The organism is Nitratireductor sp. L15S-10 (genome assembly GCF_045011005.1).
Classification (GTDB): Bacteria; Pseudomonadota; Alphaproteobacteria; order Rhizobiales; family Rhizobiaceae; genus Nitratireductor.
This window is the reverse complement of sequence record NZ_CP120674.1, coordinates 1,197,457-1,220,782: the sequence shown is the minus strand read 5'-3', so window position 1 is coordinate 1,220,782 and position 23,326 is coordinate 1,197,457. Positions and strand designations below refer to the sequence as shown.

Genomic DNA, 23,326 nt, shown 5'->3' with positions numbered 1-23,326 from the left:
CTCCTGTCGCACCACCGAACACGACCGGCAGCGCGCCTTCGATTGGGCCCAGCCCTGTTCAGGACCCGGCAATATCCATTCCAATTGCCCGATTTTGTCGTCAATGCAAGCAAAGCACGCATTTCAACGATCAACGCACGAGAATGTTGCGGAACTGCCACGGATCGGATTCGTCGATATCCTCGGGGAAAAGGCCGGGTCTGCCCTCAAGCGGCGTCCAGTCGGTATAGTATCCCTTCACGGGTCCCAGATACGGCAATTGCACCTCGAGACAGCGGCGGTAATCCACTTCATCGGCCTCGACAATACCCGCTTCAGGGTTTTCCAGCGCCCACACCATCCCCGCGAGCACCGCCGACGTCACCTGAAGACCGGTCGCGTTCTGATACGGCGCGAGTTCACGGGCCTCCTCAAGCGTAAGCTGCGATCCGAACCAGTAGGCGTTCTTCTTGTGCCCATAGAGCAGGACACCGAGCTCATCCATCCCGTCAACCAGCTCGGTTTCGTCAAGCACGTGCTGCTCCGGCTGCGCCTTTCCTTCTGCTCCGAACATTTCGTGCAGCGAAAGCACCGCATCGTTGCAGGGGTGATAGGCGTAATGGCAGGTCGGTCGATAGACGACCTTGCCCTTCTTGTCACGCACGGTGAAGAAATCGGCGATCGAGATCGACTCATTATGGGTCACGAGAAACCCGTATTGCGGACCCGGTGTCGGACACCAGCTGCGGACCCGCGTGTTGGCGCCCGGCTGCTCAAGAAAGATTGCAGCCTTGTTGCCCTTCTTCTGCTTGCGCGCGTTTTTCGGCTTCCATTTTTCATGCGTGCCCCAGCCCAGCTCCGCCGGCTGCAATCCCTCCGCGACAAAACCCTCGACCGACCAGGTGTTCCAGAACACGTTCATCGGCTTGGGCTTTTTGGTGCGTTGCGTGTCGCGTTCGGCGATGTGTATGCCCTTCACGCCGCAGGCCTTCATCAATTTTGCCCAGCCTTCGCGGTCATCCACGCCAGGCTCTGCGAATTCGAGCCCGAGATCGGCGGCAAGGTTCACCAGAGCCTGTTTGACAAACCAGGAAACCATGCCTGGATTCGCGCCACAGGTGGAAATGGCGGTGGTGCCACCCGGATTTTTTGCCTTTTCGCTGCGTACTGTCTCGCGCAACGCATAGTTGGTGCGCGAGGCATTGTCGGCCTTGTCATCGAAATAGAAGCCCAGCCAGGGCTCCACCACCGTGTCGATATAGAGCACGCCCAGTTTCCGGCACAGCTTCATCAGATCCAGTGAAGATGTATCCACGGACAGGTTCACGCAAAAACCCTGCCCTTCGCCTTCGGTCAGGAGCGGCCTGAGCAGTTCCTTGTAATTGTCTTTTGTGACATGCGCCTGAACGAAGCGGATGCCGCGCTCGTCCAGCAGCTTGCGATCCGCGTCATTCGGATCCACCACGACCATGCGCGATTTGTCGAACTTGAAATGGCGCTCGATCAACGGCAGCGTACCCCGCCCGATAGAGCCGAAGCCGATCATCACGATCGGACCGGTGATTTCACCATGGATGGGCCATTTCCTGTCAGCCATTACGCGCCTCTCCTAAACAGAACTGTTGAGCCTCCAAAACACAGAAGCGTGTCACAATAAAGCGCAAATGCTGATCCGGTTCGCCCAGGCTTTGCTATTCCTTAAGCGCATCAAGGCCTTCGATGGCGCGTGAAATGGCGCATTCGATGATCTCTGCTTCGGCCAAACCATTCGCCACAAACGGGTCCTGGGCGACACAGGCTTCAATGCGCTCACGCTCGCCGCGCGCCAGGATGACGCCGCCAGTTCTTGGCACCTTGCGTCCCGAAGCCATGAACATCCCACTCGCGTAATGTTCCTCGAGCCAGGCCATATGCCCCTCCATATGCGGCTCCACCTGCTCCACCGGCACAACGTAGCGCAACGATACGACAAACATCACCCATCCCCTTTTCAGGTCATCGCGAAGCGCGCTTTGAGCATCGCTTCTTCATATTCGCCTTCGGCAGTGGAATCGAACACCACCCCACCGCCCACATTGTAGACGGCTTCCCCACCGGCAAAGAGCGAAACCGTGCGGATCGCCACGTTGAAACGCATCGTGCCGTCGGGTGCGGCCCAGCCGATCGCCCCGCAATAGGCCTCGCGTGGTGCGGCTTCCAGCGCATGAAGAATTTCCATGGCCCGGATTTTCGGTGCTCCCGTAATCGAACCGCATGGAAAGAGGGCGGCAAAGATGTCGCGAAAACCCACATCCGGCCGGAGTTTCGCGCGAACACGACTGACCATTTGATGGACGGTTGGATAGCTTTCCACCCGGAATAGCTCGGGCACATCGAGGGTTCCTACCTCGCTGATGCGGGAGATGTCGTTGCGCAGGAGATCGACGATCATGCGGTTTTCCGCCTGGTTTTTCGGATCGTTGCGCAGGAAGGTTTTTTGCGCCGCATCCTCTTCGGGCGTCGCCCCGCGCGGCGCCGTCCCCTTCATGGGCAGGGTCTCGACCCAGCCATCCCGCGAAACCTGAAAAAACAGTTCCGGCGAACGGGAGACGATTACCGGCCAGCCAAGCTCCACCAGCGCCCCGTATCGCACAGGCTGGCGTGCACCGAGTGCATCGAAAAGCCGGGCAGGATCCCCACGCCAGCGCGCCTTGATGGGAAAGGTCAGGTTCGCCTGATAGCAGTCACCCGCCCGCAAATGCGCGTGAAGGCGTTCAAAACGGCTCTGATATTCCGTGCTGCTCCAGGTCGGCCTGGCGTCGGAAAGCGTGCCATCCCCCACGACAGTTGTAACAATCGGCCGGTCCTCGGGCGGATCGAAAACGCCGAAGCACACAAGCGGCCCACACCGTCCTTCTGGCAGAAGTGGTCTCAATTTCGGCTCCAGCAGGTACCCGGCTTCATAGGCAATGTATCCGGCCAGCCAGAACCCTTCGCGCCGGATCTTCTCGGCCCGGTCGAGCATGATGTCGAATGTCTCGGCATCCGATGCGGAAAGAACAGCGCGTGGTCGGGAGAAGTGTAGCTCCCGGCCAGCAGCGTCATCGCGAATAAGGACCTGCCCCCGAATTTGTCCGGGCATTGCGTCTGAGAAACCTGTCCTAGCCGTCGAGCGTTTCAAGCTCGTCGATGAGACCCTCGATCACCGAAAGACCCTTGCTCCAGAAATCCGGGTCGCTGGCATCGAGCCCGAAAGGCTCAAGCAGTTCGGAATGATGCTTCGTGCCGCCGGCTTCAAGCATGGCAAAATACTTGTCCTGAAACCCCTCCGGTGCCTGCTGATAAACCGCAAAGAGCGAGTTCACCAGGCAATCGCCGAAAGCATAGGCATAGACATAAAAAGGCGAATGGATGAAGTGGGGAATGTAGGTCCAGAACGTCTCATAGCCCTCGCGCAGCTTTACGGATGGACCGAGGCATTCTTTCTGGACGTCGAGCCACAATTCACCGATCTGGTCCGAGGTCAGCTCCCCGTCGCTACGGCGTTTTGCATGCACCTTCCGCTCAAACTCGTAGAAAGCGATCTGGCGGACAACCGTATTCAGCATGTCCTCCACCTTCTGCGCCAGCATGGCCTTGCGCTCTCGCTTATGGGTCGTCCGATCGAGCAGGGAACGGAATGTCAGCATTTCGCCGAACACCGACGCCGTCTCGGCCAGTGTAAGAGGTGTTGGAGCCATCAAGGCTCCCTGCTTTCCAGCCAGAACCTGATGGATGCCATGCCCCATCTCATGAGCCAGCGTCATGACATCCCGCGGTTTGCCGAGATAGTTGAGCAGCAGATATGGATGGACAGCCGGCACCGTGGGATGCGCAAAGGCTCCCGGCGACTTTCCAGGGCGCACGGGCGCATCGATCCAGTTGTGATCGAAGAAGCGGTTCGCAATCTCTGCCATGCGCGGATCGAAAGCCTGATAGGCATCAAGCACCGTCTTCCTGGCCTCTTCCCAGCCTATCACCGCCTGTGGCGTCTCCGGCAATGGTGCATTGCGGTCCCAGTGGTTCAAAACATCCATGCCGAGCCATTTGGCTTTCAGGGCGTAATAGCGATGCGAAAGCTTCGGATAGGCGTTTCGCACCGCTTCGGCCAGCGCGTCCACCACCGGCCGCTCGACCCGGTTCGCCAGATGGCGGGAATCAGCGATATCCTCAAAACCGCGCCACCGGTCGGAGATCTCCTTGTCCTTGGCCAGCGTGTTGGTGATCAGCGTGAAAGTACGCAAATTCCTGGAAAACGTGTCTGCCAGGGCTGCGGCAGCGCTACGACGCTTCTCCCCGTTCGCGTCCTGCAACAGGTTGAGCGTCTGTTCAAGCGCCAGCTCTTCCCCGTCCACGGTGAATCGAAGGCTGGTCATGGTCTCGTCGAACAGCCTGTTCCAGGCGCCTCGCCCGGTTACCGACTTTTCGTGGAAGAGCTGTTCGACCCTGTCTTCCAGCTCGTAGGGCTTGTCCCGACGGATATCGAGCACCCAGGGCCTGTAGCGCGCAAGCCTGGCATCCGCTTCCAGCGCCGCATCGATCACGGCATCGTCGATCTTGTTGAGCTCCAGTGTAAAGAAGATGAGATGCGCGCTCGCATCCGTCAGTTTCTCCTGCACATCTCCGTAAAGCTTTGCACGTTTGGGATCGGAAGTGTCGCCAGCGTAGAGAAGCCCCGCATAGGACACGATGCGGCCCATCAGTTCTTCAATTGCCTCATAGGCTTCAACGGCTTCGCCAAGCCTGCCCTCATTTCCTCTGGCTGCCTCGTCCGCCAGCTTGCCTTTCCAGGCGGTCTCAAAACCGGCAGCTTCCGCCGCAGCGCGATCGAGATCGCGCTTCAATTCAGGCGACTCGATCGCCGGATAAAGGTCAGTCAGATTCCACTCTGGCAGGTTGCCGAGTTCAGAAACTGCGTTTTCAGCCGCTAGCGCCGCATCCGTTGCCGCAGGGCATGATGCCCTGTCAGTGTTCTTGGCCATATAAACCTCGTTGAGCCGAAATCGCTGTCTTCCCGCGGTGCCGAAAGGTTTCGTTCACCGGGATTCTTGAGCCCTTGTTTAGAAGCCTATGCCATTTTGATCCAGCCCGCGCCGAAAAACTGCGCGCGATATCGTAACGCCATTGCATAATTGCGACATGTCCGAAGCCGTTCTCATAGTGGATGATGACCCTGTTCAGCGACGCCTTCTTCAGGCGGCGGTCGAGAAATTGGGACATACTCCCCTCTTTGCAGAAAACGGTCAGGAAGCACTGGACGTACTGGAACAGGCAGAAAAGCCACCGTGTACGATCGTGCTTGATCTGGTGATGCCGCATATGAGTGGGCTGGAAATGCTTGACCGTCTTCGCGGAGACGGGACCGAAATCCCGGTCATCGTCCAGACCTCCCGCGGCAGCATAGACACCGCCGTCGAAGCCATGCGCGCCGGAGCTTTCGATTTCATTGTAAAGCCCGTGGCTCCTGCCCGGCTGGGCATAGCCATAAGCAATGCCCTTAGGGTCAGCGCCATGGAAACTCGCCAGCGCCGGGGCGAAAAACCGGCGGAAGCATCGTCATTCAACCAGCTGATCACCAACAGCCCATCGATGGCGCGGGTTATTATGCTGGGCCAGAAGGCGGCTGCCAGCGACATCCCCATCCTGATCGAAGGCGAATCCGGCGTTGGCAAAGAGGTCATCGCCCGAGCAATTCAGAGCGAAAGCCGGCGGCGGCGAAAGCCCTTTGTCACGGTCAATTGCGGGGCGATCCCCGACACGCTGGTGGAGAGCATCCTCTTCGGCCATGAAAAGGGGGCCTTCACGGGGGCCACGGAAAAGCGAGCCGGCAAGTTCACCGAGGCTGACACGGGAACGCTCTTCCTGGACGAGATCGGCGACCTCCCTCTCGACGTCCAGGTAAAGCTCCTGCGGGCAGTGCAGCAGGGTGAGGTGGACACGGTCGGCGGGCGCGGCACGCAGAAAGTGGACATTCGCCTGATTTCGGCCACCAATCAGAACCTGATCGAACGCGTAAAGGAGGGCCGGTTTCGCGAGGACCTCTTCTATCGCCTCAATGTCTTTCCGATCATGGTGCCTCCGCTGCGCGACCGAAAGGATGACATCCCTCTGTTGGTGCAGACCTTCATCGCCCGCTTCAGCGACAGTGCGGCACGCCGCGTCACCGGCATTTCGCGAACCGCACTCGAACTGCTTGATCGCTACGACTGGCCTGGCAACATTCGCCAACTGGAGAACGCGGTTTTCCGGGCTGTGGTGCTCTGCGAAACGGGTGTCCTTGATGTCGCGGACTTTCCGCAGATCTTCGCCCAGGTCGAAGGGCTTGATCCCTATGAAACGCTGAATGGCGGCATTGAGACTGCCGGCCGTGCCCGCACTGCACATCTGGCGGCGCAAGAGACCCTGCAGCACAAGCCGGCTGCCCCCCGTGATCTCCCCGGGCAGATCGCCGTTCTGGACGAAAACGACAATGTGCGCCCGCTCGAGGAGATCGAAGGCGATATCATCAGATTTGCTCTGGATCACTACGGCGGTCAGATGAGCGAGATAGCCCGGCGGTTGGGAATCGGGCGTTCAACCCTCTACCGGAAACTCAAAGACATGGGCATCGATCCGGCCGAGCGCACACGCGCAAAAGACGATTGAGGCCTTAAGGTCACAGTCCAGAGTTTAACTCCCTGTTTACCCTGCGGCGGCTTGTCTCATTTTGCCACGATATCGCCATCCTCTTCGCGCATTCCTCCTTTAATAAGATCGAATTAACCATTAAATAGAATAATCGGAAGGTGGGAACCACACAGTCCGAGCCTCAGGCTCGGGGGACAAACACCAGCCTGTAAGGCCACGGATCTTGAAACAAAACGACGTTCACGTTCTTGGGTGGCGTTTGCCTGCGCTCATACGCGTGAGGCTTCTCGCCGGTTTGATGCTAGCAGTTGGCGCGTTTGTCGCAGCAGCGCCGGCCGCCCACGCCGAAACACGCACCCTGAAGCTCTACTTCATACACACGAAGGAGCGTGCGGAAATCACCTTCAAAAAGAATGGTCGCTACATTCAGAGCGGCCTGAAGCAGGTGAACCGCTTCCTGCGCGACTGGCGCCAGAACGAACCCACCAACATGGATCCGCAGGTCCTTGACCTGTTGTGGGAAGTTTATCGCGCAGCCGGTGCCCGCGACTATATCCACGTCGTCTCGGCCTACCGCTCACCCAAAACGAATGCCATGCTGCGTAGCCGCTCGAGCGGAGTTGCCAAGAAGAGCCAGCACATGCTCGGCAAGGCGATTGATTTCTACATTCCAGGCGTAAAGCTCTCCAATTTGCGGAACGCCGCCCTTAAATTCCAGGCTGGCGGTGTCGGGTATTACCCCCGTTCCGGTTCTCCCTTCATTCACATCGACGTCGGTGGTGTACGCCATTGGCCCCGCATGAGCCGCAAACAGCTTCTGGCCGTCTTCCCGGATGGAAAGACCATGCACGTTCCCACAGACGGCAAACCTCTGCCCGGATACAAGCAGGCGCTTGCTGCCTATGAGTCTCGCAAGCGGAACGGTAGCTCGATCCAGGTCGCACGTGACAATGGCGGTGGCAGTGGTCGCGGTCTCTTGGCTGCGCTCTTTGGTGGCGGCGCCGACGAGGAAGAGGATACCGCCGAGACGACAACGGTCGTCGCACGGCAGCAGCCCGTGGCCCGCCAGCCCGAGGCGCCGGCGGCAGCACCCGCACCGCAGCCGGAACCCGAGACTCCGAGCACAATACTGGCCGCCCTTCCGCAGCGCAGCCTGCCGACGCCACGTTCTGCCCCGCGCCCGGATGTGGCTGTCGGCCAGCAACTGCCCTTCGAAGTCAAGCCGGTGGAAGAAGCCCCGGCCATCGAGCAGGCGACACCGGAGAACGCCGGAACCGCGGTGCTGGTAGCCGCCAACATCCCGATTCCGACACGCCGTCCGGAATATGTGCCTGATGCGGCCACGCAGGAAGCTCTGGTACAGATCGCCTCGGCCCAGACTGATGCACCGGACGCGATTGCCGGCGTGCTGGCCGATGATACCGAAACCGGGCAGTCCATAACCACAGCTGCCTATCTGCCAATGCCCTCCGGCCGCCCCGAGCGCACAGTAGCCGACGAGTTCACGCTCGCAGCACTTCCTGAGCCGCGCCCGCAGACCGAAACGGCGGAATTGAAGAGCGATTTCGCCCTTGCTGGTGATGCGGAAGTGGAGGAGACAGTCAGCGCTCCTCCCCCTCAGGAGCAGCGTGGAGAGCCGGTTTCCGCATCCCCGCGCAAAGCGCTTCTCGCACGTGCGGACGATCTCCCCCAGGGCCGACATGAAAGCCGGGCGCGCAGCACCCGAAAATCGGCCAAACCGGGCCCGAATGACGTCGCCCGCGGTGCGCAGCCCGTGGTGGTTGCCACCTTGGGCGAAGCACCGACCCGCGCACTCAGTCAGAATTCGATGCTGACAGAAGCCACTCCTCCAACCCGCCCTCCGGCTTTCGACAGCGAGTTCGTCCGTTCGCCCGAAACCGTTTATACGACCGGGTTCCAGCAGGACATTACCGTGGCTGACGCCACTCGTTTCTCCGGAAAGGCCGTCAACTTCATCTCCATGGCCCGTTTCCGTACCAACTGAGATACGGCGGAAATTCAACAAAAAAGCGGGACCTCGCGGCCCCGCTTTTTTGCGTCTTGCGCGAGAGATAATCAGCCCTTGAGGCCGCTCGCCGCCTGAGCCAGGGCTTCGATGCTGGCCCAGTCCCCGGCTTCGATCGCTGCGTCAGGCGCCACCCAGGATCCGCCCACGCAGATCACATTCGGCAGTGAAAGGTAATCTCCCACATTCTTCGGCGATATCCCGCCTGTCGGGCAAAAGCGGATGGAGGCGAGTGGAGAAGAAAGAGCCTTGAGAAAGGCCGCGCCACCTGACTGCTCGGCCGGGAAGAACTTGAGCAGGCTGTAACCCTCTTCCCGCGCGGCCATCACCTCGCTTGGCGTCGCCGCACCTGGAAGAAACGGCACTGCGGACATCGAGGCCGCATCGAGCAGCTCCTGCGTGATCCCGGGGCTAACGATGAACCGGGCGCCAGCCGCCACCGCATAGGAAAAATCCTTCGAAGTCAGGATTGTGCCCGCACCAACAATCGCTTCCGGCACTTCTTCGCTTACGAGACGAATGGCATCGATGGCATCGGGTGTGCGCAGCGTGATCTCGATCGCCGGCAATCCACCCTTCACCAGCGCCTGCGCAAGCGGCACGGCGTCTGCCAGCCGATCGATCTTGAGAACCGGAATCACCGGCTGTCCTTGCAGGATAGCCAGCAGCACCTCGTTCTTCTTCTGCATGGCAGCGTTCATGTGCAAACGTCTCCTCAAAATCTTCAATCTCCGGGCGAAATCGCAGCGTTAAAACGGTTCAATACACGGATTTCGCCGCCCATGAACACTTTTCTCCGGAAACTCGCAAGCTGCAAGGTTCATAACGCTGCCCCCAAAAGCCGCCTCAGCCGGAGAAAAAGCGCCCACAAACGCGATCCCAAAGCGCCGAACGGCAAGCGTCGCGCCAGCGCATCACGGGTTACAGGTCCCACGATACCATCCGAAACGAGGCCGGCTTCTGTTTGAAAGCGCTGCACCGCACGGCCGGTCTGCGGGCCGAAAACGCCATCCACCGCGACCCGTTGACCGTGGGCGCAGAGCATTAACTGCAGGCTTCTCACGGCGGCACCCCGCGCACCGATCCGCAACGTCTCCGCCGCGCAGAGCAGTCCGTCTGCCGCATGAGCCCGGTAAGCCCGGGCGAGCTTTCGGTCATACTGATTACGCCTGTAGCCCGGACCATTATAGCCGCGAGCAAAGCGCGCCCAGTCCCGCGCCACCAGAGCATCCATCAACCCTGCTTTCTCGATATACCGCAGCATCAGCCGAACCTGTCCGGCGATCCCGCTTCGTGCCTCCGCGACCAGGGCTTCCACATCGGCAAAGCCAAGCCAGCTCCAGTGCGCTCCCATCACCTGACCCAGCCCCCAGGAGACAGATTCGCAGGCAGCCTTTCGGTCAATGCGCGCCGCCCTTTCGAAAAGCGCCCAGCGTTCCGCCTGACCACGCGGGTTCGCAATTTCTCCAACCTCCGGCGAAGCCAGCCCCGCCGCTCGTGCCTCCGCACGTTTGGTACCGGCAAGCCTTCGATCGAAATAGTGGCCTTCAAACCGGATGACCGGCTCCGCTCGCCCACGCAGCATGACGTGCGATCTTCCGCCACTCTCCACCTGTGCCACCGCCAGAAGAATGGCCGGTTCGATCCCCGCCTTCGAGGCCGCTCCGCTGATTTCCGTGATTGCCGCTTTTGAAAACATTGCTCTCGCCTATGGTTGCATTGAACAATTATCGTCGAAAACAACCGTGAGGGGATAAACGCCAGAACTCGCAACCTGAAGATCGAATACGACCCCTCACACAAGCCGGAAAAACACTGCTTTTTCTTGCATAGCGGTCAGGACAGGCGTAGGAGACCGCGCATGATTTCTTCCTCACCCGAACAAAGATTTCGCGTTGCCGCGCTCTATCGCTTTGCCGCCCTTCCAGAGCATGAGGCATTGCGTTGCGAGCTTGCCGCCTTCTGCTGCGAGCGTGGCATTCGCGGTACACTGCTCCTGGCTGCAGAGGGCATCAACGGCACAGTAGCCGGAACGCCGGAGGCCATCGAAGCGCTCATCGCACATCTTGAGGGAATGCCCGCGCTGAGTGGTTTGGAGGTCAAGTACAGCACCGCCTCCGAAATGCCCTTTCACCGCATGAAAGTCCGGTTGAAAAAGGAAATAGTCACCATGGGAGTCCCCGCGGTCGATCCTGTCAATCAGGCGGGAACCTATGTAGAGCCGGCCGAGTGGAACTCATTGATCGTCGACCCCGATACGGTGGTCGTCGACACCCGCAACGCCTATGAGACCGCCATCGGCACCTTCTCCCGCGCCGTGGACCCGGGAACTGAAACCTTCCGCGATTTCCCCGCCTGGGCCGAGCGAAATCTCAACCGCCTCAAGGGCCGCAAGGTCGCCATGTTCTGCACTGGCGGCATCCGCTGCGAGAAGGCGACGGCATACATGAAGCTGATCGGCGTCGATGACGTCTATCACCTTAAAGGCGGCATCCTGAAATATCTCGAAGAAGTTCCGCCAGAAGAGAGCCTTTGGGAAGGAGAGTGTTTCGTATTCGATGAACGCGTCTCTGTTCGCCACGGGCTCGAAGAGGGTGAAGCGACGCTCTGCCGGGCCTGCAGGCATCCGCTGACACCGCAGGAGCGCGCGTCTCCCCTGTTCCAGGAAGGCATTGCCTGTCCCCGTTGCGCTGAGAGCCGCAGTGAAGCAGACCGCACCCGCTATGCCGAGCGGCAGCGTCAGATCGAGCTTGCCGAAAAGCGCGGCGACCGCTTCCCCATCGGCGCACCGGCAGGGAAGCAACGCGCCTAGCGTTCATCCAATGCCTGCAAGATCCTCAAGGATCGCATCGGCATGGCTCCACAGAATGGCACTTCCTTCACCTTCCAGCCGCATAAGCTTGCTGTTCGGCAGACGCTTGCTGAGGGTCTCTCCAAAATCCGGCGCGTGCACCGGGCTTGTGTCGGCCAGGCCATACCACAGACGCACCGGACAGGTGATATCCTCGAGCCGAAATGGCCATGGCGCCATGGCAAGACGCGTATCGCGTGCATATCCCGCAGCGCCGTGGCGGAAGCCCTCATCGAGAGCCCTCCGATAAAGGGGCGCGAAGGTCTCGGCGGCGTAAAATGCCCGATCCTGCGGTCCGCTCATGGTCTCGATCATCTGCCAAAGCCACTCCGCGGTCGCGATGGCAGCGATGTCAGCCTCCAGCCGTTCAGGATCGTCTTTGGCAAGCTGCACCATGTTTGCCACCGCTTCGGGCAGTTGCGATAACACCCCGGGCGAGGCAAGCTCATCCTGCCCTGACACCACCGAAACCGCCTTGACCAAACCGATATCCGCCAGCGCCAGGGCAAAGGGCGCTCCTTGCGAGAATCCGATGGCGACAGCCTCATTGACCCCAAGATGCCGAAGCAGGTAGGCAACGTCGCCGCTCCAGCTCGCAAAGCTCTTTTCTGCGTTTGTGTCTGAAGCACCAAGACCCGCCCGGTCTACGGAAAGAATGCGCAAGCCCATTCGCCGGGCCGCCTCCTCGCCAAAAGGGATTGCCCCTGCCATCCCGGCCCCGGGGCAAAAGATCACGGCTTTACCATTTTGAGCTCCCCACTCGTGCCAGCCAAGACGCCGGCCGTCGGGGAGATTCAGTCGATGGGAAAAAACATCGTTCACGGTCGATACCTGCAAAAATAAGGGGGCGGGAGCCATTGCCACCGGACGTGCGAAATGTCAAAGCCAAATCAACCTGTCCCGGGCATCGCCGCAGCGATGTTCGCACGCGCAAAACGCTTCAGGTTGGCTTGCTTAACGCCGGCGCGTGCGTGGATCGCGACGCCGGTCAGCGTCGCCAGCATCAACTGGGCGAGACCTGCCGGATCTCTCACCCCCTTTCCCTCGTCCGCTGCACGCAGGATACGCCTCCTGAGCTGTTCCTCGATTTCAGTGATCGAGTCCGCAAGAGCCCGGCCGATTTCCTTGTCGGCAAGCGCTTCTGCAGGGGCCGTACACAGCACAAGACAACCCGGCGCGGTGCCTTCGTGATAGAAGGCGATAACCGCATCAAAGAAATCCACCAGCACCTTCGACAGCGCTCCATCCCCCTCCAGCGCCGGCGAAACCGCCACCCGCATCCGTCGCCGATAATCTTCAAGCGCAGCCAGATACATAGCCTTCTTGTTGCCGAACGCCGCAAAAAGGCTCGGGCGGTTCATCCCCGCAGCGCGGGCGATCTCTTCCAGAGACGCGGCGGCGTAGCCGCGCACCCGAAATGCTTCCGCAATCGCAATAAGAGCTGCTTCGCGATCATAGGCAGGCGGCCGGCCCCGACGTGATCTCATTTTGTACCATCTTGCATAAAAATCATCTTTATGCATTTTTATGCGAAACAGTACAAATATCAAGGCATGCGATGACGGCCCAGGACCAACACCCCCGAAACGCGGCCATGGGCACCCTCGCCTGGGGTCAGGGAAGAGACGGAAGCTTGACAAGCACGGAGAAAATCCGCCTCATCGGTAATCTTGCCTACGTGCAGATACGCGAACGGTTCGACACCATGCGATGCCGGCTGGGCCTTCTTGTTCCAGCGCAACTCGAGCTTGAATCAATCCTGCCTCCGAACACTGCATTGGTTGAAGACGCACTTGGATTGGCGAGTGAAACGCATCAGGACGCATTGTTCTACCACAGCTGGCGGACTTACCTCTTTGGAGCTCTCATCGCGGCTCACGAGCGATTGGCATATGATCCCTCTCTGTTTTTCGCGGCGGCCATCCTCCACGATATCGGGCTGACGGAGCATCATGAACCGCATCTTTGCTCACGTTGCTTCGCGCTGAGTGGTGGTGAGCGGGTTCGCGCGCATCTTCGTAGCAAAGGGCACGCTGAAACAGCGGCTCAGAAAGTCGGCAATGCAATCGCGCTCCATCTGAATGGATGGGTGTCCGCCCGGACACACGGCGCCGAGGCACATCTGGTCTCACGCGGTGCGGTCTGCGACCTGTTCGGCGCGGGCCGACATCGTATTGCACCCGCCACACTGTCTGCAGTGCTTGAGCGTTTTCCGCGAAACGGGGTCATCGAAGCGCTTCAGTTCGGAACCGCCAGGCATAAAGAAAGCACCCGTCCGGCCGTCATGACCAGCCTTTCAAGGGGCAAGGCGCCCGCAGAGCCTTTCTGATAATCGTCAGTCTCTCGAGATGAGCAGCGTTGTCATTGCAATGCAATGAATGCATCCCTACTTTCCTGCCAACCCCAGGGTGTATGTCGCGCGAAACGAGGAGATGCGGATGTTCGATCCCAAGAAACTGCTGAACGATCTTTTGGGCTCGCAGGTGCCCGGAACTGAGGGCACAGTGCGTGACAAGGCAGGTCAGGCCGTTCAGCTTGCCAAGGACAATCCGTTTGCGACCGGCGCAATCGCAGCCGTCCTTTTGGGCACCAGCGCAGGACGTTCGGTCACCGGTAGCGCACTCAAGCTTGGTGGCATCGCCGCCGTGGCCGGTTTGGCCTACAAGGCCTATCAGAATTATCAGGCAGGCAAGGAACCCACCGAGGCTGCCAGGGAAGGCGAGCTTCTTCCTCCGCCGGAGGATACAAGCTTCGACCCCGCACAGGCTCCGCAGGGCGAGGCCGAGTTCGCCCTCGCTCTCGTGCGCGCCATGATCGCCGCTGCCCGGGCCGACGGGCACATCGACGAAGCCGAGCGTGGCAAGATTGCCGACAAGCTCAAGCTGGCGGGCATAGATGGCGAGGCAGAAGCCTTCCTCCTGCAGGAACTGGAGCGCCCGGTCGATCTCGACGCTTTGGTCGAAGCCGCCCAGACCGACGCCCAGAAAATCGAGCTCTACACGGCTTCGCGGCTTACCATCGAGCCGAAGACCCGTGCCGAGCGCGGCTATCTCGACATGCTCGCCGGCCGCCTGCGCCTGCCCGACCCGCTTGTCGACCACATCGAGGCAACCGTCTCCGAAGCAACGGCCTGACCGTTTCTCAATCGTCCGGTCATGCTCTTCCAGTCGTGGCCACCCCGACGAAAAGCGGGCCTCAACGTCAATGCCCCCTTCTCCCCACACGCGGGGAGAAGGTAAGGATGAGGGGCGAGCATCCGCATTCCCGAAATGCCCACCACGTCACACACACCACCTCGTCCCCAGCGCTTGCCCCATCCTCCCTTGACCCCGCCGTCACGCCCCTCCTAATATCCGGTTCGGGCAGCGCGTGATGGCTGCCTCTGTCCCAAGGTTCGGGCGGCATTCGGGGCGCGAATGTCCAGATCTGACCACCATGCATTCTCGCTGACCAGCGCGCGGCATTTGTCCGCACCAATGATCTATGGTGGTTTCATGTTCAAACGCACTTTTGTGAGCCTCGCCCTCATCGCTTCTCTTTCCACTGCGGCTCTCGCCGAAAAGCTCACAGTCTTCGCTGCCGCCAGCATGAAGGATGCCATCGAGCGCGCCGCAGGCGAGTATCAGGCTGCCGGTGGCGAAAAAATCGTCGTCTCGTTCGCCTCCAGTTCCGTTCTCGCCCGACAGATCGAGGCCGGGGCGCCGGCGGATGTGTTTATCTCGGCAAACACCGACTGGATGGCCTATCTGGTCGAACGTGATCTGGTCCGCCACGATAGCGAAACCATCATCGCTGCCAACAATCTCGTCATCGCGGTCGCCGAGGGGCCTGGGCAGGTGGAGAGCCCCGGTACCCTGCTCGACAATCGCTTCGCCATGGGCGACCCGAGCCATGTGCCCGCCGGCAAATATGCCCGTACGGCTCTCGAACACCTCGGTCTTTGGAATGACGTCGAGAAGAATGCGGTGTTTGGCGAAAACGTCCGTGTTGCGCTCGAACTGGCCAGCCGTGGCGAGGTGAAAGCAGCAATCGTCTACGGGTCAGACCAGAAGGCCGCCGGCGATCTGATGCGCGCCTATGTCTTCCCGAAAGAAAGCCACGCGCCGATCCTCTACCCGGCCGCCGCCACGAAAAACGGGGCTGAAAGTGCCGAAGCCTTCCTCGCCTTCCTGAAAAGCGACGCCGGCCGCGCGATTTTCTCCGAATTCGGTTTTTCCGAGATAGCGGACTAGACTGCCGACATGGGTGAGACCGAACTTTCGATCATACTCCTGTCCGCGAAGGTGGCGTTCACCGCGATCCTCTGCGCGCTCGTGCCGGCCTTTGCGGTGGCCTGGCTCCTCGCCCGCAGGGAGTTTGCCGGCAAGAGCATCGTTCAGGCGCTGGTCACCCTGCCGCTCGTGTTGCCGCCGGTCGTCACCGGCTATGGCCTGTTGATCCTGTTCGGCTCCAAAGGGACCCTCGGCCAGCTTTTTGAAAACCTGTTCGGCATCAGCTTCGCCTTCCGCTGGACAGGCGCAGCGCTTGCCGCCGGTGTCATGGCGTTTCCGCTCCTTGTACGCCCCATCCGCCTCTCGCTGGAAGCAATGGACCGGGGCCTTGGCGAGGCTGCGCGCACGCTCGGCGCATCGCGTCTGACCGTGTTCTTCACCGTCACCCTGCCGCTCGCCTTGCCAGGCATCATTGCCGGCGCCGTTCTCGGCTTTGCCAAGGCGCTGGGCGAATTCGGCGCGACGATCACCTTCGTCTCCAACATTCCCGGCGAAACACAGACGCTGTCGCTCGCCATCTATGCGCTGCTGCAATCCCCATCGGGCGATGCCGCCGCCCTTCGCCTGATCGCAATCGCCGTTGCCCTGGCGCTCGCCGCCATTGTCGCGTCCGAATATCTGGCCCGAAAACTCACCGCAGGAGCGCGCGCATGACTGTGCTCGACGTCGATATCAGGGGCCGCGCCGGCAGCTTTGAAATCGAAACCGCCTTTCAGGCCGGCGCGGGCGTGACAGCTCTCTTCGGGCCATCGGGTGCCGGCAAATCCACGCTCCTGAAGATGATCGCCGGCACGGCACGTCCGCAGTCGGGGCGCATCATTGCCGGCGGGCGCACACTGTTCAACTCAGCCACCAGCACCAACCTCCCACCGGAAAAACGCGGCATCGGCTTCGTCTTTCAGGATGCCCGCCTCTTCCCGCATCTCTCGGTGCGCAAAAACCTGACCTATGCGCGCTGGGCCGGTCGCCGTCGCGCATCCCGCGCCTTCGATGAAGTGGTTTCCCTGCTTGGCCTTGATGATCGCCTCGACGCCGCACCCACAACACTTTCAGGCGGCGAGCGCCAGCGTGTCGCCATCGGCCGGGCGTTACTCGCCGACCCCGCTCTGCTTCTCATGGATGAGCCACTGTCTTCGCTCGACAGGGCGCGGCGCAGCGAGATCCTGCCCTATCTGGAAACCATCCGCACCGAGGCCGGTATTCCCATCCTCTATGTAAGCCATGAAACCTCGGAGGTCGCACGTCTGGCAGATACGGTCGTCCTCATTGAGAACGGACGCGTGACCGATAGCGGCCCCACCGCCGCAATCCTCGCCCGCCTCGGCCTCGCCGCCGGCAGCGATCCCGCAGAGGCCGGGGTGATCCTCGAGGGCCATGTCACGAATGTCGACTCCGCCTACCACACCGCCGTCATCGCACTCGGAGATGATCGCATCGAGCTGACCGGCAATGGTTTCGCCCCGGGCATGACTGTTCGCCTGCGTGTTCTCGCCGGCGATGTCGCCATCGCCAATGCGCCCCATGACGGACTGTCGATCCGCAACCAGCTTGCCGCGACGGTTGATGAGATACGCCGCGACGGCGCTTATGCCATGGTAGCCCTGACGTTGGGCGGGCAACGGCTGCTCGCACGCATCACGGCGAAATCCTCGGACCAGCTCGCTCTCCACCCCGGCGAACGCGTCTACGCGTTGCTCAAGGCCGTGTCGGTTGAGATGGCCAGGCTGGAGCCCCTCTCCAGTTAAGCAACGCACCTCTTCACGCGTGTCCAACTTTCTCTTGCATCGCATTCGGCCCGGTGAAAACATGCCAACCGGAGCCCTTTAACAGGGCGTCACAATGCGGCGGTAGAGACCGCAAAGAGCCATTCGGGAGAAGTCACTATGAACAGATCGATCTTCAGAAAACGCCTCGCCATTGCATCGCTCACCGCATCTGCATTGACGCTGAGCGCCGGTGCGGCCTTTGCCGACTATACGCTCAACATTCTCCACATGAACGACTGGCACAGCCGCATCGAACCTATCAACAAATACGATTCCACCTGCTCGCCGGAAGACGATGAAGCCGGCGAGTGTTTCGGTGGTGCAGCCCGCCTCGTCACGGCCGTCGCCGAGTCCCGCAAGGCGCTTGAAGGCGAAAACGTTCTGTTCCTCAATGCTGGCGACAATTTTCAGGGATCGCTGTTTTACACCACCTACAAGGGGGCAGCCGAAGCCGAGTTCCTGAACCTGATGAAGACCGACGCCATGGTGGTCGGCAATCACGAGTTCGATGACGGCGAAGACGGTCTGGCCACCTTCCTCGACAAGGTCGAGTTCCCGGTGCTCGGCTCCAACGTCAAGGCCAGGGAAGCCTCCGCACTCGGCGACCGGGTGAAGGAATATCTCATCCTCGAGGTGGGTGGCGAGAAGGTCGCCATCGTCGGCGCGGTCGCCAACGACACCGCCGAGCTTTCCTCGCCTGGCGAAAACGTCTCGATCATTGAAGATGTGGCCGGCATTACCGCAGCCGTGAAAGCGGCCACTGCCGAAGGCGCAAACAAGGTCATCGCACTCACCCATGTGGGCTATCCGCGCGACCTTGAGGCCATCGCGAAAATTCCCGGCGTCGATGTGGTCGTTGGCGGTCATTCCAACACACTGCTGTCCAACACGATCGAAGGCGCCGCTGGCCCCTACCCGACCATGGTCGACAATCCGGACGGCCATCAGGTACCTGTCGTGCAGGCTGCCTCCTACTCGAAATATCTCGGCGAGCTAAAGCTCACCTTCAATGACGAAGGTGTCGTCACCGCCGCCACGGGCGACGTCAAGCTGATCGACGCTTCCGTTGCCAGGGACGAAGCCGTTGTGGCCCGTGTCAAGGAACTGGCCGGCCCCATTGAGGAGCTGAAAAACAAGGTTGTCGCTGAAACGTCAGCCGCTGTCGACGGGAGCCGCGAGACCTGCCGCGCCGGCGAATGCGAGATGGGCAATCTTGTCACGGATGCCATGGTCGCGCGCGCCAGTGATCAGGGTGTGCAGTTTGCCATCACCAATGGCGGTGGCCTGCGTGCTTCCATTGATGCCGGCGAAGTCACCATGGGCGAGGTCCTCGGCGTCCTTCCTTTCCAGAACACGCTTGCAACCTTCCAGTTGAAGGGTGCGGACGTCGTGGCGTCACTCGAAAGCGGTGTTAGCCAGATCGAGGAAGGCGCGGGCCGTTTCCCGCAGGTTTCGGGCCTGCGCTATAGCTTCGATCCATCGGTCGCGCCCGGCGAAGGCCGCATCAAGTCGGTCGAGGTAAAGGACGGCGACGGCTGGACAGCAATCGATCCGGATGCCACCTACACGATTGCCTCCAACAATTTCATGCGCAACGGCGGCGATGGCTACAGGCTCTTCGCCGAGAATGCCGAAAACGCCTATGACTACGGCCCTGGCCTCGAGCAGGTGCTTGCCGACTATCTGGCCGAAAACAGCCCCTACAGGCCTGCCCTGGACGGCCGCATCACGAAGATCGACGCAAGCGTCGCGGCGACTGAGACTGAGGCCACTACCCCGGACCTGCCCGAAATGTCGAAAACGATCGCCAGCGAGGCACCGAAAGCAGTTGAGGAAACGGTGGAGAAGGCGGGCGAGGCCCTCGAAGCAGTGGCTGAAGGCGTGGAGGAAATGGCCGACAAAGCCGCTGAGGACGCTGGCGAAGCCATGGAGAAGATGACCGACGCGACCGGGGATGCCGCCAAAGACGCCGGTGAGGCTATGACGAACGGGAAGAACACCCACACCGTTGCGCGTGGTGACACGCTTTGGGAGATCGCCCGCACACACTATGGCGACCCGGTGAAGTGGAAGGCCATCGCGGAAGCCAATCCGCAGATAAACCCACACCGGATCGATGTGGGCATGGAGATCAATCTGCCGGCCGCAAACTGATCCCTCCCATCGGAACCGGTCCGGAGCCTCGCCACACGGCGGGGCTCATTTTTCGTCCCTGCGGCTACACGCTCCATTGAAAACCAGCCCGGCTTCGCTAGCTTCCCCTGCATGATCGGAGCCAAAGCATGAATCTCGCCACGACAATCGACCCCAAAGCAGCGAAAGCCATCGGCCCGCTGCCCCCAGAGCACCCACCTGTCCGCATTGGCAAGGTAGGCGTTCTTCTCGTGAACCTCGGCACACCGGACGGGACCGACTACGCGCCGATGCGGCGATATTTAAAGGAGTTCCTTTCTGATCCCCGTGTCATCGAATGGCCGAAAGCAATCTGGTATCCGATCCTCTACGGCATCGTTCTCAACACGCGGCCGAAGAAGTCAGGAGCGGCTTACGCGGAAATCTGGAATAACGAACGCAATGAATCGCCGCTGCGCACCTTCACCCGCTCTCAGGGCGAAAAACTTGCCGAGGCGCTGTCCGGGCACGAGCATGTGATCGTCGACTGGGCCATGCGCTATGGCCAGCCCTCCATCGAAACGGTGACCAAAAGCCTGATGGAACGCGGTTGCGACCGGATCGTCATGTTCCCGCTCTATCCGCAGTATTCGGCCACCACCACGGCGACGGTGAACGACAAATTCTTCGAAGCGCTCATGAAAATGCGCTTTCAGCCGGCGATCCGCACCGTGCCCTCCTATCAGGACGAGCCCGTCTATATCGAGGCGTTGGCTCGTTCCATTGAAAAACACCTTGAAAGCGTCGATTTCGAGCCGGAAGTGGTCATCGCCTCCTATCACGGCATCCCGCAGAGCTACTTCAGGCGTGGCGATCCCTATCACTGCCACTGCCAGAAAACGACACGCCTCCTGCGTGAGCGCCTCGGTTGGGGCGAGAAGAAACTCATCACCTGCTTCCAGTCTCGTTTCGGTCCGGAGGAATGGCTTCAGCCCTACACCGACAAGACGGTCGAGAAACTCGCAAAAGAGGGTGTCAGGTCCATCGCCGTGTTTAATCCGGGTTTCGTTTCCGATTGTCTGGAAACGCTGGAAGAGATCGCGGGAGAAGCCGGCGAGATCTTTCATAAGGCCGGCGGCACGAATTTCACCCACATTCCCTGCCTCAACGACACTGATGAAGGCATGGCTGTGATCGAGTCCCTCGTGCGCCGGGAACTTTCAGGCTGGCTTTGAACGCACCCTGCCATAGGGGTGTCATATTTGGCGAAGCATATGCCTTTCGATGCAACTTTTTGTGGAAACAGCTCATGTCAACGCGCAGTCCGTTTCCGTGACAACGCGATCCGTGATCTTTCTGTTCACATCGCGGCGCAGAACCTTAAACTGCGTGCCAGCTTGTCATTCGTTCCCCGCAGACGCGGTTCCAGGAGCTGAAAATGCCTTTTTCCGGTTTTGACATCATCATTCCCGTTCTCGTCGTCCTTGTCCTGCTCTTGCTCTTTGCAGGCATCAAGACGGTTCCGCAGGGCTTCAACTTCACTGTGGAGCGCTTTGGTCGCTACACCAGAACGCTCTCACCCGGTCTCAATCTTATCGTCCCGTTCATCGACCGCGTTGGCGCAAAGATGAACATGATGGAGCAGGTGCTCGACGTTCCGACACAGGAAGTCATCACCCGCGACAATGCGATTGTCGCGGTCGACGGTGTCGCCTTCTATCAGGTTCTCACCGCCGCCGAGGCCGCATATCAGGTTTCTGGTCTGGAAAATGCGATCCTCAACCTGACCATGACAAACATCCGCTCGGTAATGGGGTCGATGGATCTCGATGAACTCCTGTCCAACCGGGATGCGATCAACGAGAAGCTCCTGCGCATCGTCGATGATGCCGCCAGCCCCTGGGGCATCAAGATGACGCGTGTCGAGATCAAGGACATCAATCCGCCCGCCAACCTCGTGGAATCGATGGCGCGTCAGATGATGGCCGAACGCAACAAGCGCGCCCAGATCCTTGAGGCGGAAGGTCTGAAACAGGCTGAAATTCTGGAAGCCGAGGGCCGCAAGGAAGCTGCCTTCCGCGACGCCGAAGCGCGCGAGCGTGCTGCCGAGGCGGAAGCCCGCGCAACCCAGGTCGTTTCGGAAGCCATTGCAGCCGGCGACGTTCAGGCCGTGAATTACTTTGTGGCACAGAAATACACCGAAGCACTGGCCACCATCGGCTCCTCCAGCAACAACAAGATCGTCCTCATGCCTTTCGAAGCCTCCTCGCTGATTGGCTCACTGGGCGGCATCGGCTCGATTGCACGCGAGGTGTTCGGCGACGGCGGCTCATCCTCAACACCTGCCCAGCGCGTCTCCTCGGCCCGACCTCCCCGCACGGGACCGTCGCAGGAGTAACACCATGATCGAGCATGTCATCGCGGAACTCGGCCCCTGGAACTGGATGCTGCTCGGCTTCGTGCTTCTTGCAGCCGAGATCCTTGTACCCGGCGTCTTTCTGCTATGGATCGGGATCGCCGCGATCCTGACCGGCGCGCTTTCACTGCAATTGTGGGACCTGTTGGCCTGGACATGGCAGGTGCAGGTTCTTGTCTTCCTCGCCCTGTCTCTGATCTCGGCCTACGCCGGCAAACGTCTTATGGATTCTCGCCGCAATGAGGAAACCGACCAGCCGCTTCTGAACCGGCGTCGAGAGCAGCTCATCAACCGCACGGCGACGCTCGAGGAACCCATCGAAAACGGATATGGCCGCATTCGGCTGGATGACACGTTGTGGCGTGTCACAGGTCCCGATCTGCCGGCGGGAACACGCGTCAGGGTCGCAGCGGTGGACGCCGGAACCCTGCGTGTCGAGGCGGTCTGAATTTTCAAAGGTCCCGGAGCCATAAACCGCCTCCGGGACTTACGATCTGGATAAGAGCAGCCGAAAGCCGGCATACCCAAAGATCACAGCGAGAGCTCCTTCGATCCAGTGGCTAAACTTTTGGTAAGCCCGTCCCAGAACGCCAGTCGAAAAAAGAAGAGCATAGCCAACATTGACTGTCAGGCCCAGAACGGCACACCCCGCTATGATTGTCAGTAGCGTGTGTGGCGGCGCATCAGGCCCCGATCCCAGTGCCATGATCGCCACCCAGCCGAGAACGGCTTTGGGGTTGGACAAGTGCAATAGCACACCTCTACGGTAGAAGACCGCCTTCCTTGCAGGTGTCATTGATTTCATGCCTCCGGCCCGTGGCGACATGGCCGACCTCGCGGATTTCCAGGCCAGATAAAGAAGATAGAGCCCACCAGCGACCTTGATGAAAAAGACCGCTTCAGCATAAGCCGTCAGCACCGTTGCAACACCGGTCGCGGCCAAAATGGCCCATGACATACTTCCCGTCACCACCCCTAGTGCGAGAAAGATCGCACTTTCCCGACCCTGTTTCATCGCAACCCCCATAATCGCAATCGTGCTGGGGCCAGGGCTGGCGATCACGACAAAATAAGCGGCGAAGACGACCAGAAGATGCTGAATGTGTTCTGCAGGCATCGCACTTCCTTCACATGGAAAGGTCGGAGGGAACGCGAGAACTCCGGTCCCAATTGCTGAATATGGCACGCGACGCCCACCCTCCCAATCACGCAATTGTCCCCCTCACAAAATCCTCACCGGCAATCGACAGCCGTACAGCA

General features: G+C 60.3%; 21 protein-coding genes. 12 read left to right on the top strand and 9 right to left on the bottom strand.

All coding sequences use genetic code 11. The features are described from left to right. Positions 1-130: 130 nt before the first annotated feature. The 4 genes from P2W41_RS05835 to P2W41_RS05820 all read right to left on the bottom strand — a co-directional run bounded on the left by P2W41_RS05835 (position 131) and on the right by P2W41_RS05820 (position 4,979). Complete coding sequence (locus tag P2W41_RS05835; RefSeq protein ID WP_292897056.1) at positions 131-1,576, bottom strand: homospermidine synthase; 1,446 nt, start codon at positions 1,574-1,576, stop codon at positions 131-133. 94 nt (positions 1,577-1,670) lie between these two features. Then, complete coding sequence (locus tag P2W41_RS05830; protein WP_292897058.1) at positions 1,671-1,955, bottom strand: YciI family protein; 285 nt, start codon at positions 1,953-1,955, stop codon at positions 1,671-1,673. A 14-nt stretch (positions 1,956-1,969) separates the two neighbouring features. After that, entirely contained in the window at positions 1,970-3,100 is a 1,131-nt protein-coding gene (locus tag P2W41_RS05825) for an aminodeoxychorismate synthase component I (protein ID WP_404934553.1), read from the bottom strand. Positions 3,101-3,119: 19 nt separating this feature from the next. Then, entirely contained in the window at positions 3,120-4,979 is a 1,860-nt protein-coding gene (locus tag P2W41_RS05820; protein ID WP_404934552.1) for a M3 family oligoendopeptidase, read from the bottom strand. Between the two features lie 157 nt (positions 4,980-5,136). Here P2W41_RS05820 and P2W41_RS05815 point away from each other — a divergent pair, with 157 nt between their 5' ends. After that, on the top strand, positions 5,137-6,642 hold the full coding sequence (locus P2W41_RS05815; RefSeq protein ID WP_292897062.1) for a sigma-54 dependent transcriptional regulator: 1,506 nt from the start codon (positions 5,137-5,139) through the stop codon (positions 6,640-6,642). A gap of 205 nt (positions 6,643-6,847) precedes the next feature. Continuing rightward, the gene (locus P2W41_RS05810; protein WP_404934551.1) at positions 6,848-8,629 is read left to right on the top strand and encodes a DUF882 domain-containing protein; all 1,782 of its coding nucleotides are present in this window, start codon (positions 6,848-6,850) and stop codon (positions 8,627-8,629) included. Positions 8,630-8,700: 71 nt separating this feature from the next. Here P2W41_RS05810 and P2W41_RS05805 read toward each other — a convergent pair whose 3' ends face one another. Both P2W41_RS05805 and P2W41_RS05800 read right to left on the bottom strand, forming a co-directional pair. Continuing rightward, entirely contained in the window at positions 8,701-9,339 is a 639-nt protein-coding gene (locus tag P2W41_RS05805) for a 2-dehydro-3-deoxy-phosphogluconate aldolase (protein WP_404934927.1), read from the bottom strand. Between the two features lie 131 nt (positions 9,340-9,470). Next, complete coding sequence (locus P2W41_RS05800) at positions 9,471-10,349, bottom strand: N-acetylmuramidase domain-containing protein (protein WP_292897064.1); 879 nt, start codon at positions 10,347-10,349, stop codon at positions 9,471-9,473. A gap of 162 nt (positions 10,350-10,511) precedes the next feature. Here P2W41_RS05800 and P2W41_RS05795 point away from each other — a divergent pair, with 162 nt between their 5' ends. Further along, entirely contained in the window at positions 10,512-11,462 is a 951-nt protein-coding gene (locus P2W41_RS05795; RefSeq protein WP_404934550.1) for a rhodanese-related sulfurtransferase, read from the top strand. 3 nt (positions 11,463-11,465) lie between these two features. On the opposite strand, the gene P2W41_RS05790 is transcribed toward P2W41_RS05795, so the two are convergent. Both P2W41_RS05790 and P2W41_RS05785 read right to left on the bottom strand, forming a co-directional pair. Beyond that, on the bottom strand, positions 11,466-12,212 hold the full coding sequence (locus tag P2W41_RS05790; protein ID WP_292897067.1) for an alpha/beta fold hydrolase: 747 nt from the start codon (positions 12,210-12,212) through the stop codon (positions 11,466-11,468). A gap of 179 nt (positions 12,213-12,391) precedes the next feature. Continuing rightward, a complete protein-coding gene (locus P2W41_RS05785) occupies positions 12,392-12,988 on the bottom strand; it encodes a TetR/AcrR family transcriptional regulator (protein WP_404934549.1) in 597 nt (198 codons plus the stop codon). Positions 12,989-12,999: 11 nt separating this feature from the next. Here P2W41_RS05785 and P2W41_RS05780 point away from each other — a divergent pair, with 11 nt between their 5' ends. From P2W41_RS05780 to P2W41_RS05740, 9 genes are all read left to right on the top strand, one after another. Next, entirely contained in the window at positions 13,000-13,830 is an 831-nt protein-coding gene (locus P2W41_RS05780; protein ID WP_404934548.1) for an HD domain-containing protein, read from the top strand. Between the two features lie 109 nt (positions 13,831-13,939). Beyond that, positions 13,940-14,635, top strand: a complete 696-nt coding sequence (locus tag P2W41_RS05775; protein WP_404934547.1) for a tellurite resistance TerB family protein — start codon at positions 13,940-13,942, stop codon at positions 14,633-14,635. 360 nt (positions 14,636-14,995) lie between these two features. Beyond that, complete coding sequence (gene modA / locus P2W41_RS05770; RefSeq protein ID WP_404934926.1) at positions 14,996-15,733, top strand: molybdate ABC transporter substrate-binding protein; 738 nt, start codon at positions 14,996-14,998, stop codon at positions 15,731-15,733. Between the two features lie 9 nt (positions 15,734-15,742). Further along, positions 15,743-16,426 (top strand): molybdate ABC transporter permease subunit, encoded by a 684-nt coding sequence (gene modB, locus P2W41_RS05765; protein WP_292897075.1) that lies wholly within the window; start codon positions 15,743-15,745, stop codon positions 16,424-16,426. Beyond that, positions 16,423-17,517 (top strand): molybdenum ABC transporter ATP-binding protein, encoded by a 1,095-nt coding sequence (gene modC, locus P2W41_RS05760; RefSeq protein WP_404934546.1) that lies wholly within the window; start codon positions 16,423-16,425, stop codon positions 17,515-17,517. The genes modB and modC overlap by 4 nt, the downstream gene beginning before the upstream one ends. Before the next feature lie 138 nt (positions 17,518-17,655). Then, entirely contained in the window at positions 17,656-19,692 is a 2,037-nt protein-coding gene (locus P2W41_RS05755) for a 5'-nucleotidase C-terminal domain-containing protein (protein WP_404934545.1), read from the top strand. Positions 19,693-19,820: 128 nt separating this feature from the next. Beyond that, a complete protein-coding gene (gene hemH / locus P2W41_RS05750; RefSeq protein ID WP_404934544.1) occupies positions 19,821-20,885 on the top strand; it encodes a ferrochelatase in 1,065 nt (354 codons plus the stop codon). Positions 20,886-21,088: 203 nt separating this feature from the next. Further along, entirely contained in the window at positions 21,089-22,048 is a 960-nt protein-coding gene (locus P2W41_RS05745) for an SPFH domain-containing protein (protein WP_404934543.1), read from the top strand. A gap of 4 nt (positions 22,049-22,052) precedes the next feature. Beyond that, positions 22,053-22,514: an NfeD family protein gene (locus P2W41_RS05740; protein ID WP_292897083.1), complete on the top strand. Its 462-nt coding sequence runs from the start codon at positions 22,053-22,055 to the stop codon at positions 22,512-22,514. Between the two features lie 39 nt (positions 22,515-22,553). On the opposite strand, the gene P2W41_RS05735 is transcribed toward P2W41_RS05740, so the two are convergent. Then, a complete protein-coding gene (locus tag P2W41_RS05735; RefSeq protein WP_404934925.1) occupies positions 22,554-23,168 on the bottom strand; it encodes a LysE family translocator in 615 nt (204 codons plus the stop codon). Positions 23,169-23,326: the final 158 nt, after the last annotated feature.